The sequence below is a fragment of the Amycolatopsis sp. CA-230715 genome (assembly GCF_018736145.1).
Taxonomy (GTDB): domain Bacteria; phylum Actinomycetota; class Actinomycetes; order Mycobacteriales; family Pseudonocardiaceae; genus Amycolatopsis.
In genome coordinates this window covers 2787661-2803165 of record NZ_CP059997.1, presented here as the reverse complement: position 1 = coordinate 2803165, position 15505 = coordinate 2787661, and the positions used below count along the sequence as shown (strand labels likewise).

Genomic DNA, 15505 nt, shown 5'->3' with positions numbered 1-15505 from the left:
CAGACCGCCCCAAGAGGAGCCTTCGGCGACATACACGACCCGACCCCTCTATAGGAGCATCTTTCGGGGCATCGCGGGTCAGGCGGCGGGGAGGGTGTCGCCCGCGTACCGGGAATCGAGGTCGCCGGTTTCGCCCGCGCGCGCCGCGCGTCCGCCCAGCACGAACACGTACGCGAGGAAGGCCGCTTCGACGACGACGCCGATGCCGATCCTCGCCCACGTCGGCAGTCCTGACGGCGTGACGAACGCTTCGACCACGCCGGAGACCAGCAGCACGCAGGCGAGTCCGAGCGCCAGCACCACCACGGACCGGCCTTCCTGGGCGAGCGCGGTGGCCCGCGTGCGGTTGCCGGGGTTGAGCACCGTCCAGCCGAGCCGCAGCCCGGTGCCCGCCGCGACGAACACCGCGGTCAGTTCGAGCAGCCCGTGCGGGAGGATCAGCCCGAAAAACACGTCACCGCGGCCCGCCGCCGTCATCAGGCCCAGCCCGGCGGCGACGTTGAGCGCGTTCTGCCCCAGCGCCAGCACCACCGGCACGCCGCCGAGCACCCCGAGGAACAGGCACGTCGCCGCCACCCACGCGTTGTTCGTCCACACCTGCGCCGCGAACGAGGCGGCGGGCCCGGTCGAGTAGTAGCTCTCGTACTTGCCGCCGGGCGCGGTCATCGCCTTGACCTGCTCCGGCGGCGCCAAGGTCGCCTGCACGTGCGGGTCCTTCGCGATCCACACCCCGAGCAGGCCCGTCACGACCACGAACACGGCCGCGCAGGCGAGCCACCAGTAGCGGCCCCGGTAGAGCGCCGCGGGGAAGCGGCGCGAGAAGAAGAGCCCGAACTCCCGCCACGCGGGGTTGTGCGTGCCGGTGACGGCCGCGCGCGCCTGCGTGACGAGCGAGGAAAGCCGGGCGAGCAGCGCGGGATCGGGTGCGCCGGAGCGCGCCGCGGACAGGTGGGTGGCGGCGCGCTGGTAGAGCGTCACCAGTTCATCGGCTTCCGGACCCCGCAGCGCGCGGCCGCGTTTCGTCAGCTCGGCCAGCCGGTCCCACTCGGCGCGGTGCGCGGTCACGAACGCATCGAGGTCCATTCCGGCAGCCTATTCGGTCACTACGCTGGCCACGTGGACTCGGATCTGGTCACCGGCGACGCGGTGGTGCTCGAACTCCGGCTGGCGACCATGGCCAGCCGCGGGGTGGCGTTCGCGCTCGACGCGCTCGTGCAGGCGGCCGTGCTGCTGCTGACCTTCCTGGCGCTGGTGCTGACCGGGCTCACCGACGAGTCGCTCGCGGTCGCGGTGCTGCTTTCCGTGCTGGTGCTGGTCCGCGTCGGCTACCCGGTGCTGCTGGAGGCGCTGAACCACGGCAGGACGCTCGGCAAGATGGCGATGGGGCTGCGCGTGGTCCGCGACGACGGCGGGCCGATCCGGTTCCGGCACGCGCTCGCGCGCGGGCTCGCCGGTGCCGTCGTCGACTTCGGGCCAGCGTTCGTGTGGGCGGTGGTGGGCATGGGCGTCTCGCTCTGTTCACCGCGGTCGAAACGCGTCGGCGACTACCTCGCGGGCACGGTCGTGCTCAGCGAACGCGTTCCGGAAACACCGGCGCCGGTGATCGTCATGCCGCCGCCGCTCGCGGACTGGGCTTCGCGGCTGGACCTTTCCGGCCTCGACGACGGTCTCGCGCTCGCGATCCGCCAGTACCTCGGCCGTTTCCACGACCTGCGCATCGAAGCGGCGCACGAACTCGGGCGCGCGTTCACCGCGGACGTGGTGGCCGCGATCGGCGCGCCCGTGCCCGACGGCGTGCCGGATTGGGCCTACCTGAGCGCGGTGCTCGCCGAACGGAGCGCCCGCGCGGCCCGCCCCGCGGTCGCACCTTTCGACGCCGCTCCGGTCGAAGCGCGCTCCCCGGAGCCGCGACCCGAAAACCCTTTCACCCCACCGAGTTGAGCCCTTCACCGTGCCCCGAAGGTGACCTTCAGGGCCTTGAACGCCCCGAAGGTCACGGTGATGTCGGGTGCGGCGCGGTGATCCGCGGCGGGGGCGCGTCGTTGGTCCCCGAAGGCCACCTTCGGGGACCCTGGCGCCACTTTCTCGGCCCTCGCTTACGTGCGGGCGGTGCCGCGCGTGCCCCGAAGGTGGCCTTCGGGGCGCTCAACGCCGCACATCCACCCCTCGCACGTTCGCTCTCCTGCTTTCCGGTGCCCCGAAAGTGGCTTTCGGGGCGCTGGATTCCCTGAATGGCACTTTCGGGGCATCGACACTCTCCCGGTGGCTCACAAGGCAACGCCGCCTGAGAGCCTCCGGTCAGGCGACGTCCTTGGACGAGGCGGCCCAGGTGTTGCACCGCTGGTTCCGGTTGTACTTCGACCCGGTGCGCCACCAGCCCTCGGAGTGGTCGTCACTGCCGTGGTCGCGTTGCGGCGCGCCGTGGTCGTCGCCGCGGCGGTTGCTGTTCCACGCCTCGTTGAGCATCTGCTGGTCGATGCTGCCGCCGTGGTCGGTCGCCGAGCCGAGGAACATCCCGGAGAAGCACTGGGCCTGCAGTTCCAGCCGACGGGAAACCTCCAGCCCCGCGCTGGAATCCTGCCCCGCGTTGTACCGCTGTTCGTCGGCCGCTTCCATCACCCCGCTGAGGTGCTGCACGTGGTGGCCGTATTCGTGGGCGAACACCGCGAGGTAGATCCCGGGATGCGCGCCGCCGTCCTCGACCCGCAGGCCCGCGTACGGCATGTACAGCGTCTGGTTCGTCGAGCAGTAGAACGCGGCGACGTTGTCGTAGTCGACCGAGCCGCACGGGCTCGACCAGTTCTTGCCGGACGGGTTGAGCAGGTTCGGTGACTGGAACGGCAGCCCGGCCCCGGACATCAGCGGCCCCCACACCGCGTCGAGGCACGGTTTCGCGCTTTCCATGAACGCCGCGGCCGCCGAGGCGTTGTTCGACCAGCGGGCGAGCTGGCACGCCTTGTTCTGCAGGCCGTAGTTGCTGTCGGCGAACAACGGGTTGTCGGCGAGCTTCAGCACCGGCTGCGGCCCGCTCTGCGTCCGGCTCGGCGGCCCGCTGCGCGAGGTTTCGTCGGATCCCGAAGAAGACGAGGTGTCCGTCGACGAGGACGACGAGGAAGAACTGGACGACGACGAAGAAGAACTGCTCGACGACGACGAACTGCTCGCGCTCGTGGTGTAGGTGTTCGAGTAGCTCGAATACCCGGCGTCGGCGCTCCGCGTCTTCTTGCCGCCGGAAGCCGCGAGGAGGGCCGCCGTACCGCCCACCACCAACAGCGCGCCGACGATGCAGATCGCCACGATCGCGCCCGCACCGGACTTCGCGGGCGGGCGGCCGAACTGCGCCGGTGCGAACTGCGGCCCGAACGGGACCGGCGGCGGCCCGAACGGCGGCGCTCCAGGCGGTCCCGGCGGGCCCGCGTGCATGCCGGGACCCGCGGGCGGCGCGAACACCGGGCGCGGCGGCGGCAGCGGCGCGGCGCCGGGAGGCGGCGGGAGCGGCCGCATCCCGCCGGGCGGGAAGGGCGCGCCACCGGGCGGCGTGCCGGGCGGGAAGGGCGCGCCACCGGGCGGGGTCGGCGGCGGGCCACCCGGCCTGCCCTGGGGCGGCCGCGGCGGCTGCTGGGGCGGTTGCCGGGGTGGCTGCCCGGCGCCGGGGCCGACCGGACGGGCGCCGGGCGGCGGCAGCGGGCGCGCACCGGGCGGCGGCACCGGGCGGCCGGGACCGCCCTGCTGCCCGCCCGGCCTGCCGGGGCCGTTCGGGCCCTGAGGACCCCGTGGCCCCTGGGGGCCTTGAGGTCCCTGGGGACCGTGCGGTCCGCGGGGGCCCGGCGGGCCCTGGTGTGGTGGCTGAGTCATGAGACCCCCGGGTGAACGGTGTCGATTGTGGACGGTCGGCGCGCGCGGGCACCCCGGTTCGGTGTCATGGCGTGTCCTGGCCCCCACGGTCGGTATGCGCTGATCGGAGTGAATTCGCGTGATCGCGACCGCAGCATAGGCCGGGTGGACTATCGTCCGTGACCGTGTTCAGGAATTTGGGGGCCGCGTTGGGCGCGGCAGTCACTGTCGCCGCCGTGCTCGTCACCGGCGGCACGGCCGCCGCCGCGCCGCCACCGCCGCTCGGCCCCGCGCCGGGACCGTCCATGCCGGACGCTCCCGGCCAGGACATGAGCAAGCTCGACAAGCGCCAGGGCGTCGGCGAGCAGATCACGCCGCCGGGTCCGGCGATCACCGTCTCGCTCAAGGTTCTGCGCGACGGCGCGCTGCAGGTGCAGGAGAAGGTCGTGGTGCCGGGCGGGCAGCAGCTCGAACGCCAGGTCCCGCTGCGCGTGCCCGCCGACGACGACCACGACCGCACCTACGCGGTCCGCGACGCGAAGGTGGCCGGGAACGGCACCGCGCAGGCCACCGCGGACAGCCTGGTGATCAAGCTTTCCGGCGGCGAGTCCACCGTCACGTACACAGTGGACGGTGCGGTCGCCGATCTGGCCGGCGGGCAGCAGGTGCGCTGGCAGGTGGCCAGCGGCTGGAACGCGGAACTGGGCAAGGTCGACGCGTCGTTCCTCGCGCCCGGCGGCCCGGCCACCGCGAGCGAGTGCTTCGCGGGCCCGCTCGGTTCCAACAAGCGCTGCACACTGGCCGAAGTGGACCACACCGGCGTCGCGCGCGTGCAGCAGCTCATCCTCAAGGCGGGCGAGCGGATGGACGTCGCGGTGGGCCTTGCGCCCGGCACGGTCCCCGCGAACGCGAAGTTCCTCGCGGTGTCCTCGGTTTCGGCCGCGTTCGGGTTCGGCACCACCGGTTTCGTCGCGGTCGGCGCCGCCGTGCTGCTGCTGATCGCGGGACTCCTCCTGCTTTGGCGCGTACGCCGCCGTGACGCGAGTGCGCTCGCGGGCCGCGCCGAACCGGTCGAGGTGCTGGTGCGCGACGGCGAGCGGGTGTACTTCGCTTCGCCGGACGGCGTGCTCCCCGGTCAGGTCGGCACGGTCGTCGACGGCACGGTCGACGTCGTCGACATCAGCGCGACCGTGGTGGATCTCGCGGTCCGCAACTACCTGTGGATCTCGGAACTGCGCGGCCCCAACGGTTTCCTTGACTGGCAGCTCGCCAAGCGCAACGCCCCCGACGAGCACCTGCACGCCTTCGAACGCGCCGTGTTCGCCGCGCTGCTGCCCGAAGGGACGGACAGCGTGCTCCTGTCCGAGGTGCGTTCCGGCGGCACGCTGAACCTCGGCCCGGTCCGCGACGCGATGTACGACGACGTGGTGGCGCAGAAGTGGTTCACCCGCCGTCCCGACGCCGCCGGGCGGAACAAGCTCACCTGGGTCGGCGCCGGGGTGACCGCGCTCGGCGCGGCAGGGACCCTCGTGCTGGCGCTCACCGTCGGGCAGGCGCTGATCGGCATCGCGGTGGCGCTCGCCGGGATCGGCCTGACCGTCGGCGCGAGCAAGCTGCCCGCGCGCAGCGAGCGCGGCCGTTCCGTCGCGGGCCAGGTGCCCGGCCTGCTCGGCTACCTGCGCGCCGCGAAGCGGGAGGACATCCCGCCCGCGGACCAGGAGATGGTGTTCTCGCGCTCGCTGCCGTACGCGGTCGTGCTCGCCGAGACCGACCGCTGGGTGCAGGCGTTCGCGGATCTCGACCCGTCGTCGGACGGCGCGCCCGGCGTCTACTGGTACGGCGGGCTCGAAGGCGATTCGGACCTGCGCCGGTTCGGGCAGCACTTCCCGTCCTTCCTGACCGCGCTCGACGGGCTGCTCGCCGAAGCGGGGCACCGCCGGTCGGTGCGGCCCGAGCCCGTTCCCGCCTGATCCCGCGGACCGTGGTCGTGCGGCGGATCGTGGTGCTGTGCGCCGTGCTGTGCGCGCTCGTTCCCGGCACCGCGGCCGCGCAGGACGACACGCCGGTGCCCGCGCTGCCGAAGAGCGCCGAGCTGACGGTGAAGATCGGCAAGGACGGCGCGCTGCACATCGCCGAAGCCGTTTCGGTGCCCGACGGTACGGAAATGACGCGGCGCATCCCGTTGCGGCGGGCCGCGGGGCACCATCGCGACCGCGTCTACACGGTGCGGGACGCGGTGCTCGAAGGCTCCGGCGACGTGACGAAGACCGACGACGAGCTCACCGCGCGGTTCAAGCAGGGCACCTCGATTCTCCGGTACACAGTGGACGGTGCGGTCGCGGAGAACCGGGGCGTGCTCACGGCTTCCTGGCGGCTGGAAGGGGGCTGGGACACCGGGCTGAACCTCGTGCGCGCGTCCGTGGCGGCACCGGCGATCGCGAGCGCGGTGCGCTGCCAGGTCGGCCCCGAGGCGGACACCTACGAGCCGGCCGAATGCCAGGCCGCCCAGATCGACCACACCGGGCTGAGCCGGTTCAGCCAGCAGAACCTGCGCGCGAGCGACCGCATGGACATCACGGTGGAGCTGCCGCCGGGGCTGGTGCCGCCGAACGAGGACCTGGAGCCGTCGGACACCTTCGCGGGCGCGTTCGTGGTGACCTGGCCGGTCGGCGTGGCCTGGGTGGTGTTCGCGCTCCTGCTGCTCGCCGGCGGCGGCAGGGTGGCGGTGCTGCGGCGCCGCGCGTCGGCACCGGTCCGCCCGTCGCCGGTGGAGATGCTCACCGAGGACGACCAGTTCGCCTCACCCGACGGCGCGCTGCCGGGGCACGCGGGGACCGTGCTGGCGAGCCGGATGGACCCGCTCGACGTCGCGGCCACCGTGCTGGACCTCGCCGTGCGCAACTACCTGTGGGTCAGCGAGGTCCCGGCAGGGGAGCGCGAGGTCCCGGACTGGCTGCTCGTCCGCCGCAACGAGCCAGACGACCAGCTCACCGCCTACGAGCACGCGGTGTTCGAGATGCTCTTCGGGACAGCCGAAGAACCGGTGCCCGTCTCCGCGCTCGCGACGAAGGGCGGCGCCCTCGACGGCATCCGCGAGGCCCTCTACACCGACGTCGTGCGCCGCCGCTGGTTCTCCCGGCCACCGGACCGGCAGTCCGGCAGGCTCACCAAGGCCGGGCTGCGGATCATCGGCTACGGCGTGTTCCTGACCGTGCTGCTCACGGTGACCGTCGGGTACGCCCAGCTCGGCGTGGTACTGGCGCTCGCGGGTGGCGCGCTCGCCGTCGCGGGCCGTGTTCTCCCTGCGCGAACGGCGCGCGGCCACGCGTTGGCGCGCAGGCTGCGCGGGCTCGCCGAGCAGGTGCACGGCACGCGCGCGAAGGGCGTTCCCAAGCTCGAACGGGACGTGGTGTTCTCGCGCGGCCTCGCCTACGCGCTCGCGCTGGGGGAGACCCCGGCGTGGTTCGCGGCGTTCGGCCAGCTCAAGCGGGCTCCGGACGTTTACTGGTATGTCGCCGAGAAAAACTCGGAGGCGCTCGGAGGCGTCGAGGAGTTCGTCGCCACCCTGAGCGGTGCTTTCGCCGTCTCCGTCAAATTGCGGAGGACCCAGGCGCTCGCCGACGCCGAGGCGCTGCGCGGGCTGGTGCGGTGGGCGGGGCGAACGCGGTAGGACCGGCCACGTCCGGTCCGGCTTGGTCGTAGGGTGGGGCGCATGGCCGCACCCGACCTCACCAGGTACACCCTCGACAACGGCCTCCGCGTGGTGCTCGCGCCGGACCCGACCGCACCGGTGGTCGGCGTCAGCGTGCACTACGACGTGGGCTTCCGCTCCGAGCCCGAAGGGCGCACGGGATTCGCGCACCTCTTCGAGCACCTGATGTTCCAGGGGAGTGAGAGCCTCGAGAAGCTCGCGCACTTCCGGTACGTCCAGTCCAGCGGCGGCACCTTCAACGGGTCGACCCACCCGGACTACACGGACTACTTCGAGGTGCTGCCCGCGGCCGCGCTCGAACGCGCGCTGTTCCTCGAGGCCGACCGGATGCGCGCCCCCAAGCTCACCGCCGAGAACCTCGCGAACCAGATCGACGTGGTGAAGGAGGAGATCCGGCTCAACGTGCTGAACCGGCCCTACGGCGGGTTCCCGTGGATCCTGCTGCCGCCGGTGCTGTACAAGACCTTTCCCAACGCGCACAACGGGTACGGCGACTTCACCGATCTCGAACAGGCGTCGCTCGAGGACTGCGCGGCCTTCTTCGACACCTACTACGCGCCCGCGAACGCGGTGCTGACCGTGGCGGGCGATTTCACCGTCGACAACGCGCGCGAACTCATCGAGCGCCACTTCGGGGACGTGCCCGCGCGCCCGAAGCCGCCGCGCCCGTCGTTCGCCGAGCCGCCGCCCGCCGGTGAGCTGCGCGGCGAGCAGCTCGACCCGCACGCCCCGCTGCCCGCGCTCGCGGTCGGCTACCGGATGCCGGACCCGATCAACGACCTCGACGGCTACCTGGCGAACCTGGTGCTCGGCGGTGTGCTCGGCGACGGCGACGGCGCGCGGCTGCAGCAGCGGCTCGTGCACCGCGAGCCGCTGGTCACCGATCTCGGCGCCGGTGCCGGGCTGTTCGGCCCGTTCGAAGCGCGCGACCCCGACGTGTTCACCATCACCGCGATCCACGCGCCCGAGGTCGAGCCGGACCGGATCCTCGGCGCGCTCGACGAGGAGCTGGAGAAGCTCGCCGCCGCGCCGCCCGACGAGCAGGAACTCGCCAGGGTGACCGCGCGCTGGGCCGCCGGGCTGCACTCCGAGCACGACAGGCTCGTTTCGCGGACGCTCGCGTTCGGCTCGTTCGAGCTGCTCTACGACGATCCGGCGCTGGTGGCCACCCTCGCCGACCGGATCGCGGCGGTGACCTCGGACGACGTCGCGGCCGCGGCCAAGGCGCTGCGCCCCGACTCGCGTGCGGTACTGGTGGTCAAGCCCGAGCAGGAAGGCAAGTGAGCGTGACTTCGACATCCCACCGCACCGCCGAGGAAATCGGCCGCACCGAGCGCGGCCCGAGGCCGGTGCCCGAGCTCGGCGAGCAGCGCGCCGCCGCCGATCTGTCCCATGTGGACACCGTGCTGGCGAACGGCCTGCGCGTGCTCGCGGTCCGCAAGGCCACCGTGCCGCTCGTCGAGGTGCGGCTCTGGATCCCGTTCGCCGGTGACGACGAGCTGCACCCCGCGACCGCGGAGGTGCTCGCGGAAACCCTGCTCACCGGCACCGCGAAGCGGGACAGGGTCGCGATCGACACCGAGCTGGCGCTGATCGGTGGCGAAATCGGCGTCGGCGTCGACCCGGAGCGGCTTTCGTTCAACGGCAACGCATTGGCCAGCGGCCTGCCGACCTTGCTGGACGTGTTCGCCGACGTGCTCACCGGTGCGTCCTATGTGGACGCTGAGGTGGCGAGGGAGTCGGAGCGGCTGGTGGAGCGGCTCGCGGTCGCGCGCACCCAGCCGAGGACGATCGCCCGCGAGGCGCTGCAGAAGCACCGCTACGGCAGCCACCCCGCGACGCGCGAGGTGCCGCACGCCGAGGACATCGTGAAGGTGACCCCGGAAGGCGTCCGCGCGCTGCACGCCGCCTCGGTGCTGCCGCGCGGCGCGACCATGGTGATCGTCGGCGACATCGACCCGGAGAAGGTCGTCGGCGACATCGAGCGCGCGTTCAGCGGCTGGGGCACCAACGGCTCCGTGAAGGTGCTCGCCCCGTTGCCCGAGCTGACCGGTGGCGACGTGCTGTTCGTGCCGAGGCCCGGCGCGGTGCAGTCGCAGATCCGGTTGTCCGCGCAGGCGGTGCCGCGCACGGACCCGCGCTACGCCGCCCTCCAGATCACCAACTTCGTGTTCGGCGGCTACTTTTCCTCGCGGCTGGTGGAAAACATCCGCGAGGACAAGGGATACACCTACGGCGCGCATTCCGGGTTCGAGTTCACCGGTGCCTCCGCCGTGGTCAACGTCGACGCGGACACCGCGAGCGACGTCACCGCGGCGGCGCTGCTGGAAACCCGCTACGAGCTCGGCAAGCTCGGCCTCGTGCCGCCGACGGAGTCCGAAGTGGAATCCGCGCGGCAGTACGCGATCGGCTCGCTGGTCACCTCCACCGCGTCGCAGACCGGGCTCGCCGGGCAGCTCACCGCGCTCGCCTCGACCGGGCTCGGCCTCGACTGGGTCGCGGCGCACCCCGAGCGGCTCGCCGCGGTGACCGTGGACGACGTGGCGCAAGCGGCGCTGGACTTCTTCGCGCCGGGCCGGTTCACCGGTGTGGTCGTCGGGGACGCCGAGAAGCTGGGGCCGAAGCTGACCGCGCTCGGCGGGGTCACCGTCGGCGAACCGTCGTGACCGCGCCGTTCCACCTCGGCGAGCTGCCTACGCTCTCCCGGTCCACTGTGGACCGTCAAGAGACGCTGCGCACCGATCCGGAAAGGCTCGAGTCGCGGTGGTCGGACGCGCGCGTGGTGCTGCTTTCCGGTGAGGGCCGCACGCCGGTCCGCGAGGACACCGCGTCCGCGCTCGCCACCCGCAAGGCCGTCGACTTCGGGCCCCGGCCCGCCGAGGACGCGGCGTTCCTCGGCGAGTGGGAGGGCACCGACTACTGGACGATGCCGGGAGAGCCGCAGGGCGATCCGGTGGTCGTGCGGTCGCCGGGGAGCTGGGGCTTCGTCGAGGAGGTGCCGTCGTACGACGGTGAGCTGTGGGTCGACCTGCGCGGCTACGGCGATCTACTCGACGACACCTCGGCGGGCCTGTTCACCACCGCGCAGGCGCTGCGGAACTGGTCGCGCCGCGCGAGGTTCTGCGCGAAGTGCGGCGGGGAGACCGTGCTCGTGCAGTTCGGCTGGGCGAGCAAGTGCGCGAACTGCGGGCGCGAGGAGTACCCGCGGACCGATCCCGCGGTGATCTGCCTCGTGCACGACGACGTCGGCGTGAACGGCGAACACGTGCTGCTGGCGCGCCAGCCGATCTGGCCGAAGGACCGGTACTCGGTGCTGGCCGGGTTCGTCGAAGCGGGCGAGTCGCTCGAAGGCTGCGTCGAACGCGAGATCAGGGAAGAGGTCGGCGTCGAGGTGCGCGCACCGCGGTACCTCGGCAGCCAGCCGTGGCCGTTCCCGCGCTCGATCATGCTGGGCTTCACCGCGCGCGCGGACGTCGCCGCGCCGCTCAAGCCCGCCGACGGCGAAATCGAGCAGGCGCTGTGGGTTTCGCGCGCGGAGGTGCGCGCCGCGTTCGAGAACAGCTTGCTGCGCAACGAAAACGCGAAACCGACGCCGATCGGGGGAGGCGCCGCGAACCTGGTGCTCCCCGGCAACTCGTCGATCGCGCGCGTGATGCTGAAAGCGTGGGCCGACGCCGAAGCCTGACCCGTTCCCCGGAACACGTTCGCGGCCTACTTCGAACGAGACTCGCAGTCGATCCATTCGAAGTAGGCCGTGCCCGAGACCGGCCCGCCGCGGAAGGTGCCTTTGAACGAGTACGCGCCCACGTAACCGCGTCCGTGCCCGTACCGCAGGGGAGTGTCCACCGTCCCGTCGAGCACGGCGATCTCCTCCGCGCCGTCCCGCACGGTCCAGCGGAACCCGCGCGGTACCCGCATGGCGCGGCCCACCGGGTCGATCTCGGGCTCCGCGCGCGGGGTCACCTCGAACGAAACTTCTTGGTACACGGTCGTTTCGCCGTCCAGTACGCGCAGGTGCGCCAGTTTGCACGCGGTGGCGCCCGCGGCACGGACGTCGGTGAGCAGCAACTGGGTCCGCTCGTCGAGGTCGATCACGTGGTAGGTGAAGAAGTCGACGGGCAGCTTCCAGCGCGGCGGCACCGGTGTGCGCGACAACGCCTGCGGTGAAACGGATCGGGCGTACTCCACTGTGCACAGACCGCCGACGTCGACGGTTTCGCCGCCGTCGGTCACCGTCCCGCGACAGGTCGCGAGCAGGCTCAGGTGATCGTAGAACGGCGTCCGCACGAACCAGGAGACCTGGGAGGTGGCGGTGATCTCCAGGTCCGCTCCGAACCGGCCGTAGCCCGACCGCAGCCGGTACCCAGGGTGGTCCGCCTCGATGACGAGATCGCCGCCCCAGGCCAGCCGCGACCCGTCCGCCGCGAACGCGCAGTCCTCGCGGGTGTCGTAGGCGCGGTAGTGGTGGTGCCCGTCCGCGGCGGTGGAAGACAGGACGGTCGCGGTGCGGCGCGCGTCCGGTGCGGCCAGGTAGTCGTTGTCGAAGCACACCGTGCCGGTGGCGCCGACGAACGTCATGGTGTTGAGGTAGCGGTACGGCGCGGGCAGCCGCGGCACGAAGACGCCGTAGTGCGTCCAAGCCCAGGTCCGCGAGTCCACGTGCGGACGCATCAGATCGCGGCGGGTGAACGGGCGCCTGGATTCCTCGATGCGACGGTCCACTTTGGGCAGGACCCGGCCGACCAGAACGGGGGCGGCCGTCCGCAGCAGCCGCGCGGTGCTGTGCTCCATGCGTTGACAGGGTAACTAACTGACGAGTAACTTACCAGTGAGTCAGATCGAGCGGAGGTGCCGATGTCGACCGCGGACCGTTCCTGGTGGGGGTGGGGGACCACCGCCGAAGCGTTGTCCGAACAGGAAACCGGCGCGCTGGTCGCTCGCACGGCGGCGATGCTGCCCGGCCACGACTTCACCGATCACGCCCCGCCCCTGCCGTCGGACCTCGCCGTACCGCCGTCGCGGATCCGGCCGCCGGGGACGCTGGCCGCGTTGTGCGGCGACGACCCCGTTGATCGGCTGTCCCACGCGCGCGGCAAGGCCTTCCGCGACGTCGTCCGCAACCTCCTCGGCAGGCTCGACCACATCCCCGACCTCGTCGCCCGCCCGCGCACCGAGCAGGACGTCGTCGATCTGCTCGACTGGTGCTCGGCCTCCCGCATCCCGGTGATCCCTTACGGTGGCGGAAGTTCCGTGGTCGGCGGCGTCGAACCGCGCTTCGACGGACCCGCGGTGTCGATGGACCTGGCCCGCCTCGACGCGGTGTCCGAAGTGGACACGGTCAGCAGGGCCGCGCGGATCCAGGCCGGGATCTACGGCCCCGCGCTGGAGGGCCGCCTTCGCCCGCTGGGCCTGACCCTGCGGCACTTCCCGCAGTCGTTCGCCTTCTCCACCCTCGGCGGCTGGCTCGCCACCCGCGCCGGTGGGCATTTCGCCACGCTGGCAACGCATATTGACGATCTCACCGAATCGCTGCGGGTCGTCACGCCCGCCGGGATCAGCGAGTCGCGGCGGCTGCCGGGTTCGGGCGCGGGCCCGGCGCCGGACCGCCTGTTCCTCGGTTCCGAGGGGACGCTCGGCGTGATCACCGAGGCGTGGATGCGCCTGCGGGCCCGGCCGGTATGGCAGGTCACCGCGTCGGTCGCCTTCGACGACTGGGACGACGCGGTCGCCGCCACCCGCGCGATCGCGCAGTCGGGGCTCCACCCGTCGAACTGCCGGCTGCTCGATCCCGCGGAGGCGTTCCTCAACGCGGGCGCGAGCACCGGCGGGGGGCTGCTGCTGGTCGGCTTCGAATCCGCCGATCACCCGGTGGACGCGTGGCTGGACCGCGCGCTGGACCTGGCCACCGGGGGCGGAGGCGTGGTGAAAGCGAGGCGTGGCAAGGATTCCGCGCGCCAGGACGGCGATTCGGCTTCGGCGTGGCGGTCGTCGTTCCTGCGGATGCCGTACCAGCGCGACGCCCTCGCCAGGCGTTCGATGATCGTGGAGACGTTCGAGACGTCGTGCACCTGGGACGGTTTCGAGGCGTTCCACGTCGCCGTCACCGCGGCGGCCCGCGCCGCGATCGACGAAGTGTGCGGTGGTGCCGGGGTCGTGACCTGCCGCTTCACCCACGTCTATCCCGACGGTCCCGCGCCCTACTACGGCGTCTACGCCGCCGGGCGCTGGGGAAGCACGGTCGAGCAATGGGACGAGATCAAGACCGCGGTGTCCGAGGCGATCTCCGCAAGCGGCGGCACGATCACCCACCACCACGCGGTCGGCCGCGACCACCGCCCGTGGTACGACCGGCAGCGGCCCGATCCGTTCGCCGCCGCACTCACCGCGGCCAGCGCGGCACTCGACCCGGCGGGCATCCTCAACCCCGGCGTCCTGATCCACTGACGACTCGCGTGCCGTGAAGGCCCCACCTTCGGGGACCCTGGCGCCACTTTCTCGGCCCTCGCTCACGTGCGGGCAATGCCGCGCATGCTCCGAAGGCCACCTTCGGGGCGCTAGGCGCCACGAATCCACCCCTCGCGGTCGATCGCCGCGAAGTTCCGCGACAGGGACGCGGCGTGATCGAGCGGTCACGCAAAGACGGACGTTGACGTGGTGTGGGGCGGGTCACTACAGTCGCCGGAAACCGTCTGTAAAGTTTCCTAACAAAAGCGGAGACCCTGTGCGAGCCGGAAGCCCCCGGATGCTGCGCGAGATCAACGACCGCGCCGCCATCGACGCGCTGCTCAGCGCCGGGCCGTTGACGCGAGCCGATCTCGAAGAGGTCATCGGCCTGTCGAAACCGGCCACCGCGCAGCTGCTCACCCGCCTTGAACAGGACGGCGTCGTCGTCAAGGCCGGGGTCCGCGGCGGCGGCAGGGGGCCGAGGGCGCAGCTCTGGGCGGTCGACGGCAAGCTCGCGACGGTCGCCGCGGTGGACCTGACCACGCACGGCGCCGATTTCGCGATCGCCGACGTGACCGGCGCGATCCTCGCCGAACACCGCGTCCCGCTGCCCGCCGAGGGCGCGGTCGAGGTCTTCGCCGAAGCCGCCGAGCACGCCGCGTTGGCGGCGGGGGTGCCGCTGACCGGGCTGAGCCTGATGGTGATCGGCGCGCAGGGCGCGTTCGACCCGAACACCGGGCACCTCGCCCCCGCGTCCGCGCCGCACCTGCCGTCGTGGTCCGGGTTCGACCTGCCGGAACGGCTCGCCGCGCGCCTCGGCATCGAGGTCACCGTCGAGAACGACGTGAACCTGGTGGCGCTGCAGGAAATGGCGGTCGGCCGCGCGCGCGGCCTCCGGAACTTCGCGCTCGTCTGGCTCGACGAGGGCGTCGGCGGCGCGGTCGTGGTCGACGGGCGCCTGCTGCGCGGCGCGACCGGAGGCGGCGGCGAGATCGACTGGATGCGCGTACCCGATCCCGCGGTCGCCGACACCGGGACGCCGAAGGAGGGCGCGCGCTTCGGCAATCTCGTCGACTACCCGGCGATCAGGAAGCTCGCCGCCGCGTACGGAATCGAAGCCACCGACGGCACCGAGGCCGTCCGGCTCGCCATGGAGTCCGAAGTGGACGGTTTCGTCGGCGATCTCGCGGCCAGGGTCGCGGTCGGCGTGGCTGGCATCGTGAGCCTCGTCGACCCCGAGGTCGTGCTGTTGTGCGGCGCGGTCAGCAGGGTCGCTGGCGAGCCGTTCGCCGCGGCGGTCGCCGAGCGGCTGCACCGGCTCGTGGTGCCGCGCACCCCGGTCGGTGTCACCGCGATCGGGGGCAACGCGGTGCGCGCCGGTGCGCTGCGCTCGGCGCTCGCCTCCGTGCGCGAGGCGGAATTCGGCCTCGGCGACCACCACACCCCAGTGCTCCACGGGCCGTTCTCGCCCGTGGCGGTCCCACCGTCCCCCACCGCCGGACTCTGAAGGAGGGT

General features: G+C 72.3%; 13 protein-coding genes. 10 read left to right on the top strand and 3 right to left on the bottom strand.

Features of this window, described 5'->3' with window-relative positions; translation table 11 throughout:
• Positions 1 to 78 precede the first annotated feature (78 nt).
• Positions 79 to 1083 carry a stage II sporulation protein M gene (locus HUW46_RS12865; protein ID WP_215547498.1) on the bottom strand — a complete coding sequence of 335 codons (1005 nt, stop codon included), beginning with the start codon at positions 1081 to 1083 and terminating at the stop codon, positions 79 to 81.
• Positions 1084 to 1116: 33 nt separating this feature from the next.
• Here HUW46_RS12865 and HUW46_RS12860 point away from each other — a divergent pair, with 33 nt between their 5' ends.
• Entirely contained in the window at positions 1117 to 1941 is an 825-nt protein-coding gene (locus tag HUW46_RS12860) for an RDD family protein (RefSeq protein WP_254126123.1), read from the top strand.
• Positions 1942 to 2298: 357 nt separating this feature from the next.
• On the opposite strand, the gene HUW46_RS48310 is transcribed toward HUW46_RS12860, so the two are convergent.
• Positions 2299 to 3015, bottom strand: a complete 717-nt coding sequence (locus HUW46_RS48310) for a neutral zinc metallopeptidase (protein WP_254126122.1) — start codon at positions 3013 to 3015, stop codon at positions 2299 to 2301.
• Between HUW46_RS48310 and HUW46_RS48305 the strand changes: the two genes are divergently transcribed.
• The 7 genes from HUW46_RS48305 (at position 2996) to nudC (ending at position 11231) form a co-directional block, all read left to right on the top strand.
• Positions 2996 to 3178: a hypothetical protein gene (locus HUW46_RS48305; protein WP_254126120.1), complete on the top strand. Its 183-nt coding sequence runs from the start codon at positions 2996 to 2998 to the stop codon at positions 3176 to 3178. The genes HUW46_RS48310 and HUW46_RS48305 overlap by 20 nt on opposite strands.
• A 105-nt stretch (positions 3179 to 3283) precedes the next feature.
• The gene (locus HUW46_RS48300) at positions 3284 to 3766 is read left to right on the top strand and encodes a hypothetical protein (protein WP_254126118.1); all 483 of its coding nucleotides are present in this window, start codon (positions 3284 to 3286) and stop codon (positions 3764 to 3766) included.
• Positions 3767 to 4013: 247 nt separating this feature from the next.
• Positions 4014 to 5804, top strand: a complete 1791-nt coding sequence (locus HUW46_RS12850; protein WP_331477233.1) for a DUF2207 family protein — start codon at positions 4014 to 4016, stop codon at positions 5802 to 5804.
• 17 nt (positions 5805 to 5821) lie between these two features.
• The gene (locus HUW46_RS12845) at positions 5822 to 7504 is read left to right on the top strand and encodes a DUF2207 family protein (RefSeq protein ID WP_254126116.1); all 1683 of its coding nucleotides are present in this window, start codon (positions 5822 to 5824) and stop codon (positions 7502 to 7504) included.
• 42 nt (positions 7505 to 7546) lie between these two features.
• A complete protein-coding gene (locus HUW46_RS12840) occupies positions 7547 to 8830 on the top strand; it encodes a M16 family metallopeptidase (RefSeq protein ID WP_215547496.1) in 1284 nt (427 codons plus the stop codon).
• Positions 8831 to 8832: 2 nt separating this feature from the next.
• Positions 8833 to 10212 (top strand): M16 family metallopeptidase, encoded by a 1380-nt coding sequence (locus tag HUW46_RS12835; RefSeq protein WP_215547495.1) that lies wholly within the window; start codon positions 8833 to 8835, stop codon positions 10210 to 10212.
• Positions 10209 to 11231: an NAD(+) diphosphatase gene (gene nudC / locus HUW46_RS12830; RefSeq protein ID WP_215547494.1), complete on the top strand. Its 1023-nt coding sequence runs from the start codon at positions 10209 to 10211 to the stop codon at positions 11229 to 11231. Before HUW46_RS12835 ends, nudC begins: the two co-directional genes overlap by 4 nt.
• Before the next feature lie 26 nt (positions 11232 to 11257).
• Here the strand turns inward: nudC and HUW46_RS12825 are convergent, their stop codons facing one another.
• Positions 11258 to 12337: a DUF6670 family protein gene (locus HUW46_RS12825; protein ID WP_215547493.1), complete on the bottom strand. Its 1080-nt coding sequence runs from the start codon at positions 12335 to 12337 to the stop codon at positions 11258 to 11260.
• 63 nt (positions 12338 to 12400) lie between these two features.
• Here HUW46_RS12825 and HUW46_RS12820 point away from each other — a divergent pair, with 63 nt between their 5' ends.
• Entirely contained in the window at positions 12401 to 13990 is a 1590-nt protein-coding gene (locus HUW46_RS12820) for an FAD-binding oxidoreductase (RefSeq protein WP_215547492.1), read from the top strand.
• Between the two features lie 298 nt (positions 13991 to 14288).
• Positions 14289 to 15497 carry an ROK family transcriptional regulator gene (locus tag HUW46_RS12815; protein WP_215549824.1) on the top strand — a complete coding sequence of 403 codons (1209 nt, stop codon included), beginning with the start codon at positions 14289 to 14291 and terminating at the stop codon, positions 15495 to 15497.
• Positions 15498 to 15505: the final 8 nt, after the last annotated feature.

What these genes read in the sequence shown, in the direction of transcription:
- HUW46_RS12865 (WP_215547498.1), bottom strand. Translation starts at nt 1,083, where the DNA reads ATGGACCTCGATGCGTTCGTGACCGCGCACCGCGCCGAGTGGGACCGG.
- HUW46_RS48300 (WP_254126118.1), top strand. Translation starts at nt 3,284, where the DNA reads ATGCAGATCGCCACGATCGCGCCCGCACCGGACTTCGCGGGCGGGCGG.
- HUW46_RS12840 (WP_215547496.1), top strand. Translation starts at nt 7,547, where the DNA reads ATGGCCGCACCCGACCTCACCAGGTACACCCTCGACAACGGCCTCCGC.
- HUW46_RS12825 (WP_215547493.1), bottom strand. Translation starts at nt 12,337, where the DNA reads ATGGAGCACAGCACCGCGCGGCTGCTGCGGACGGCCGCCCCCGTTCTG.
- HUW46_RS12820 (WP_215547492.1), top strand. Translation starts at nt 12,401, where the DNA reads ATGTCGACCGCGGACCGTTCCTGGTGGGGGTGGGGGACCACCGCCGAA.
- HUW46_RS12815 (WP_215549824.1), top strand. Translation starts at nt 14,289, where the DNA reads ATGCTGCGCGAGATCAACGACCGCGCCGCCATCGACGCGCTGCTCAGC.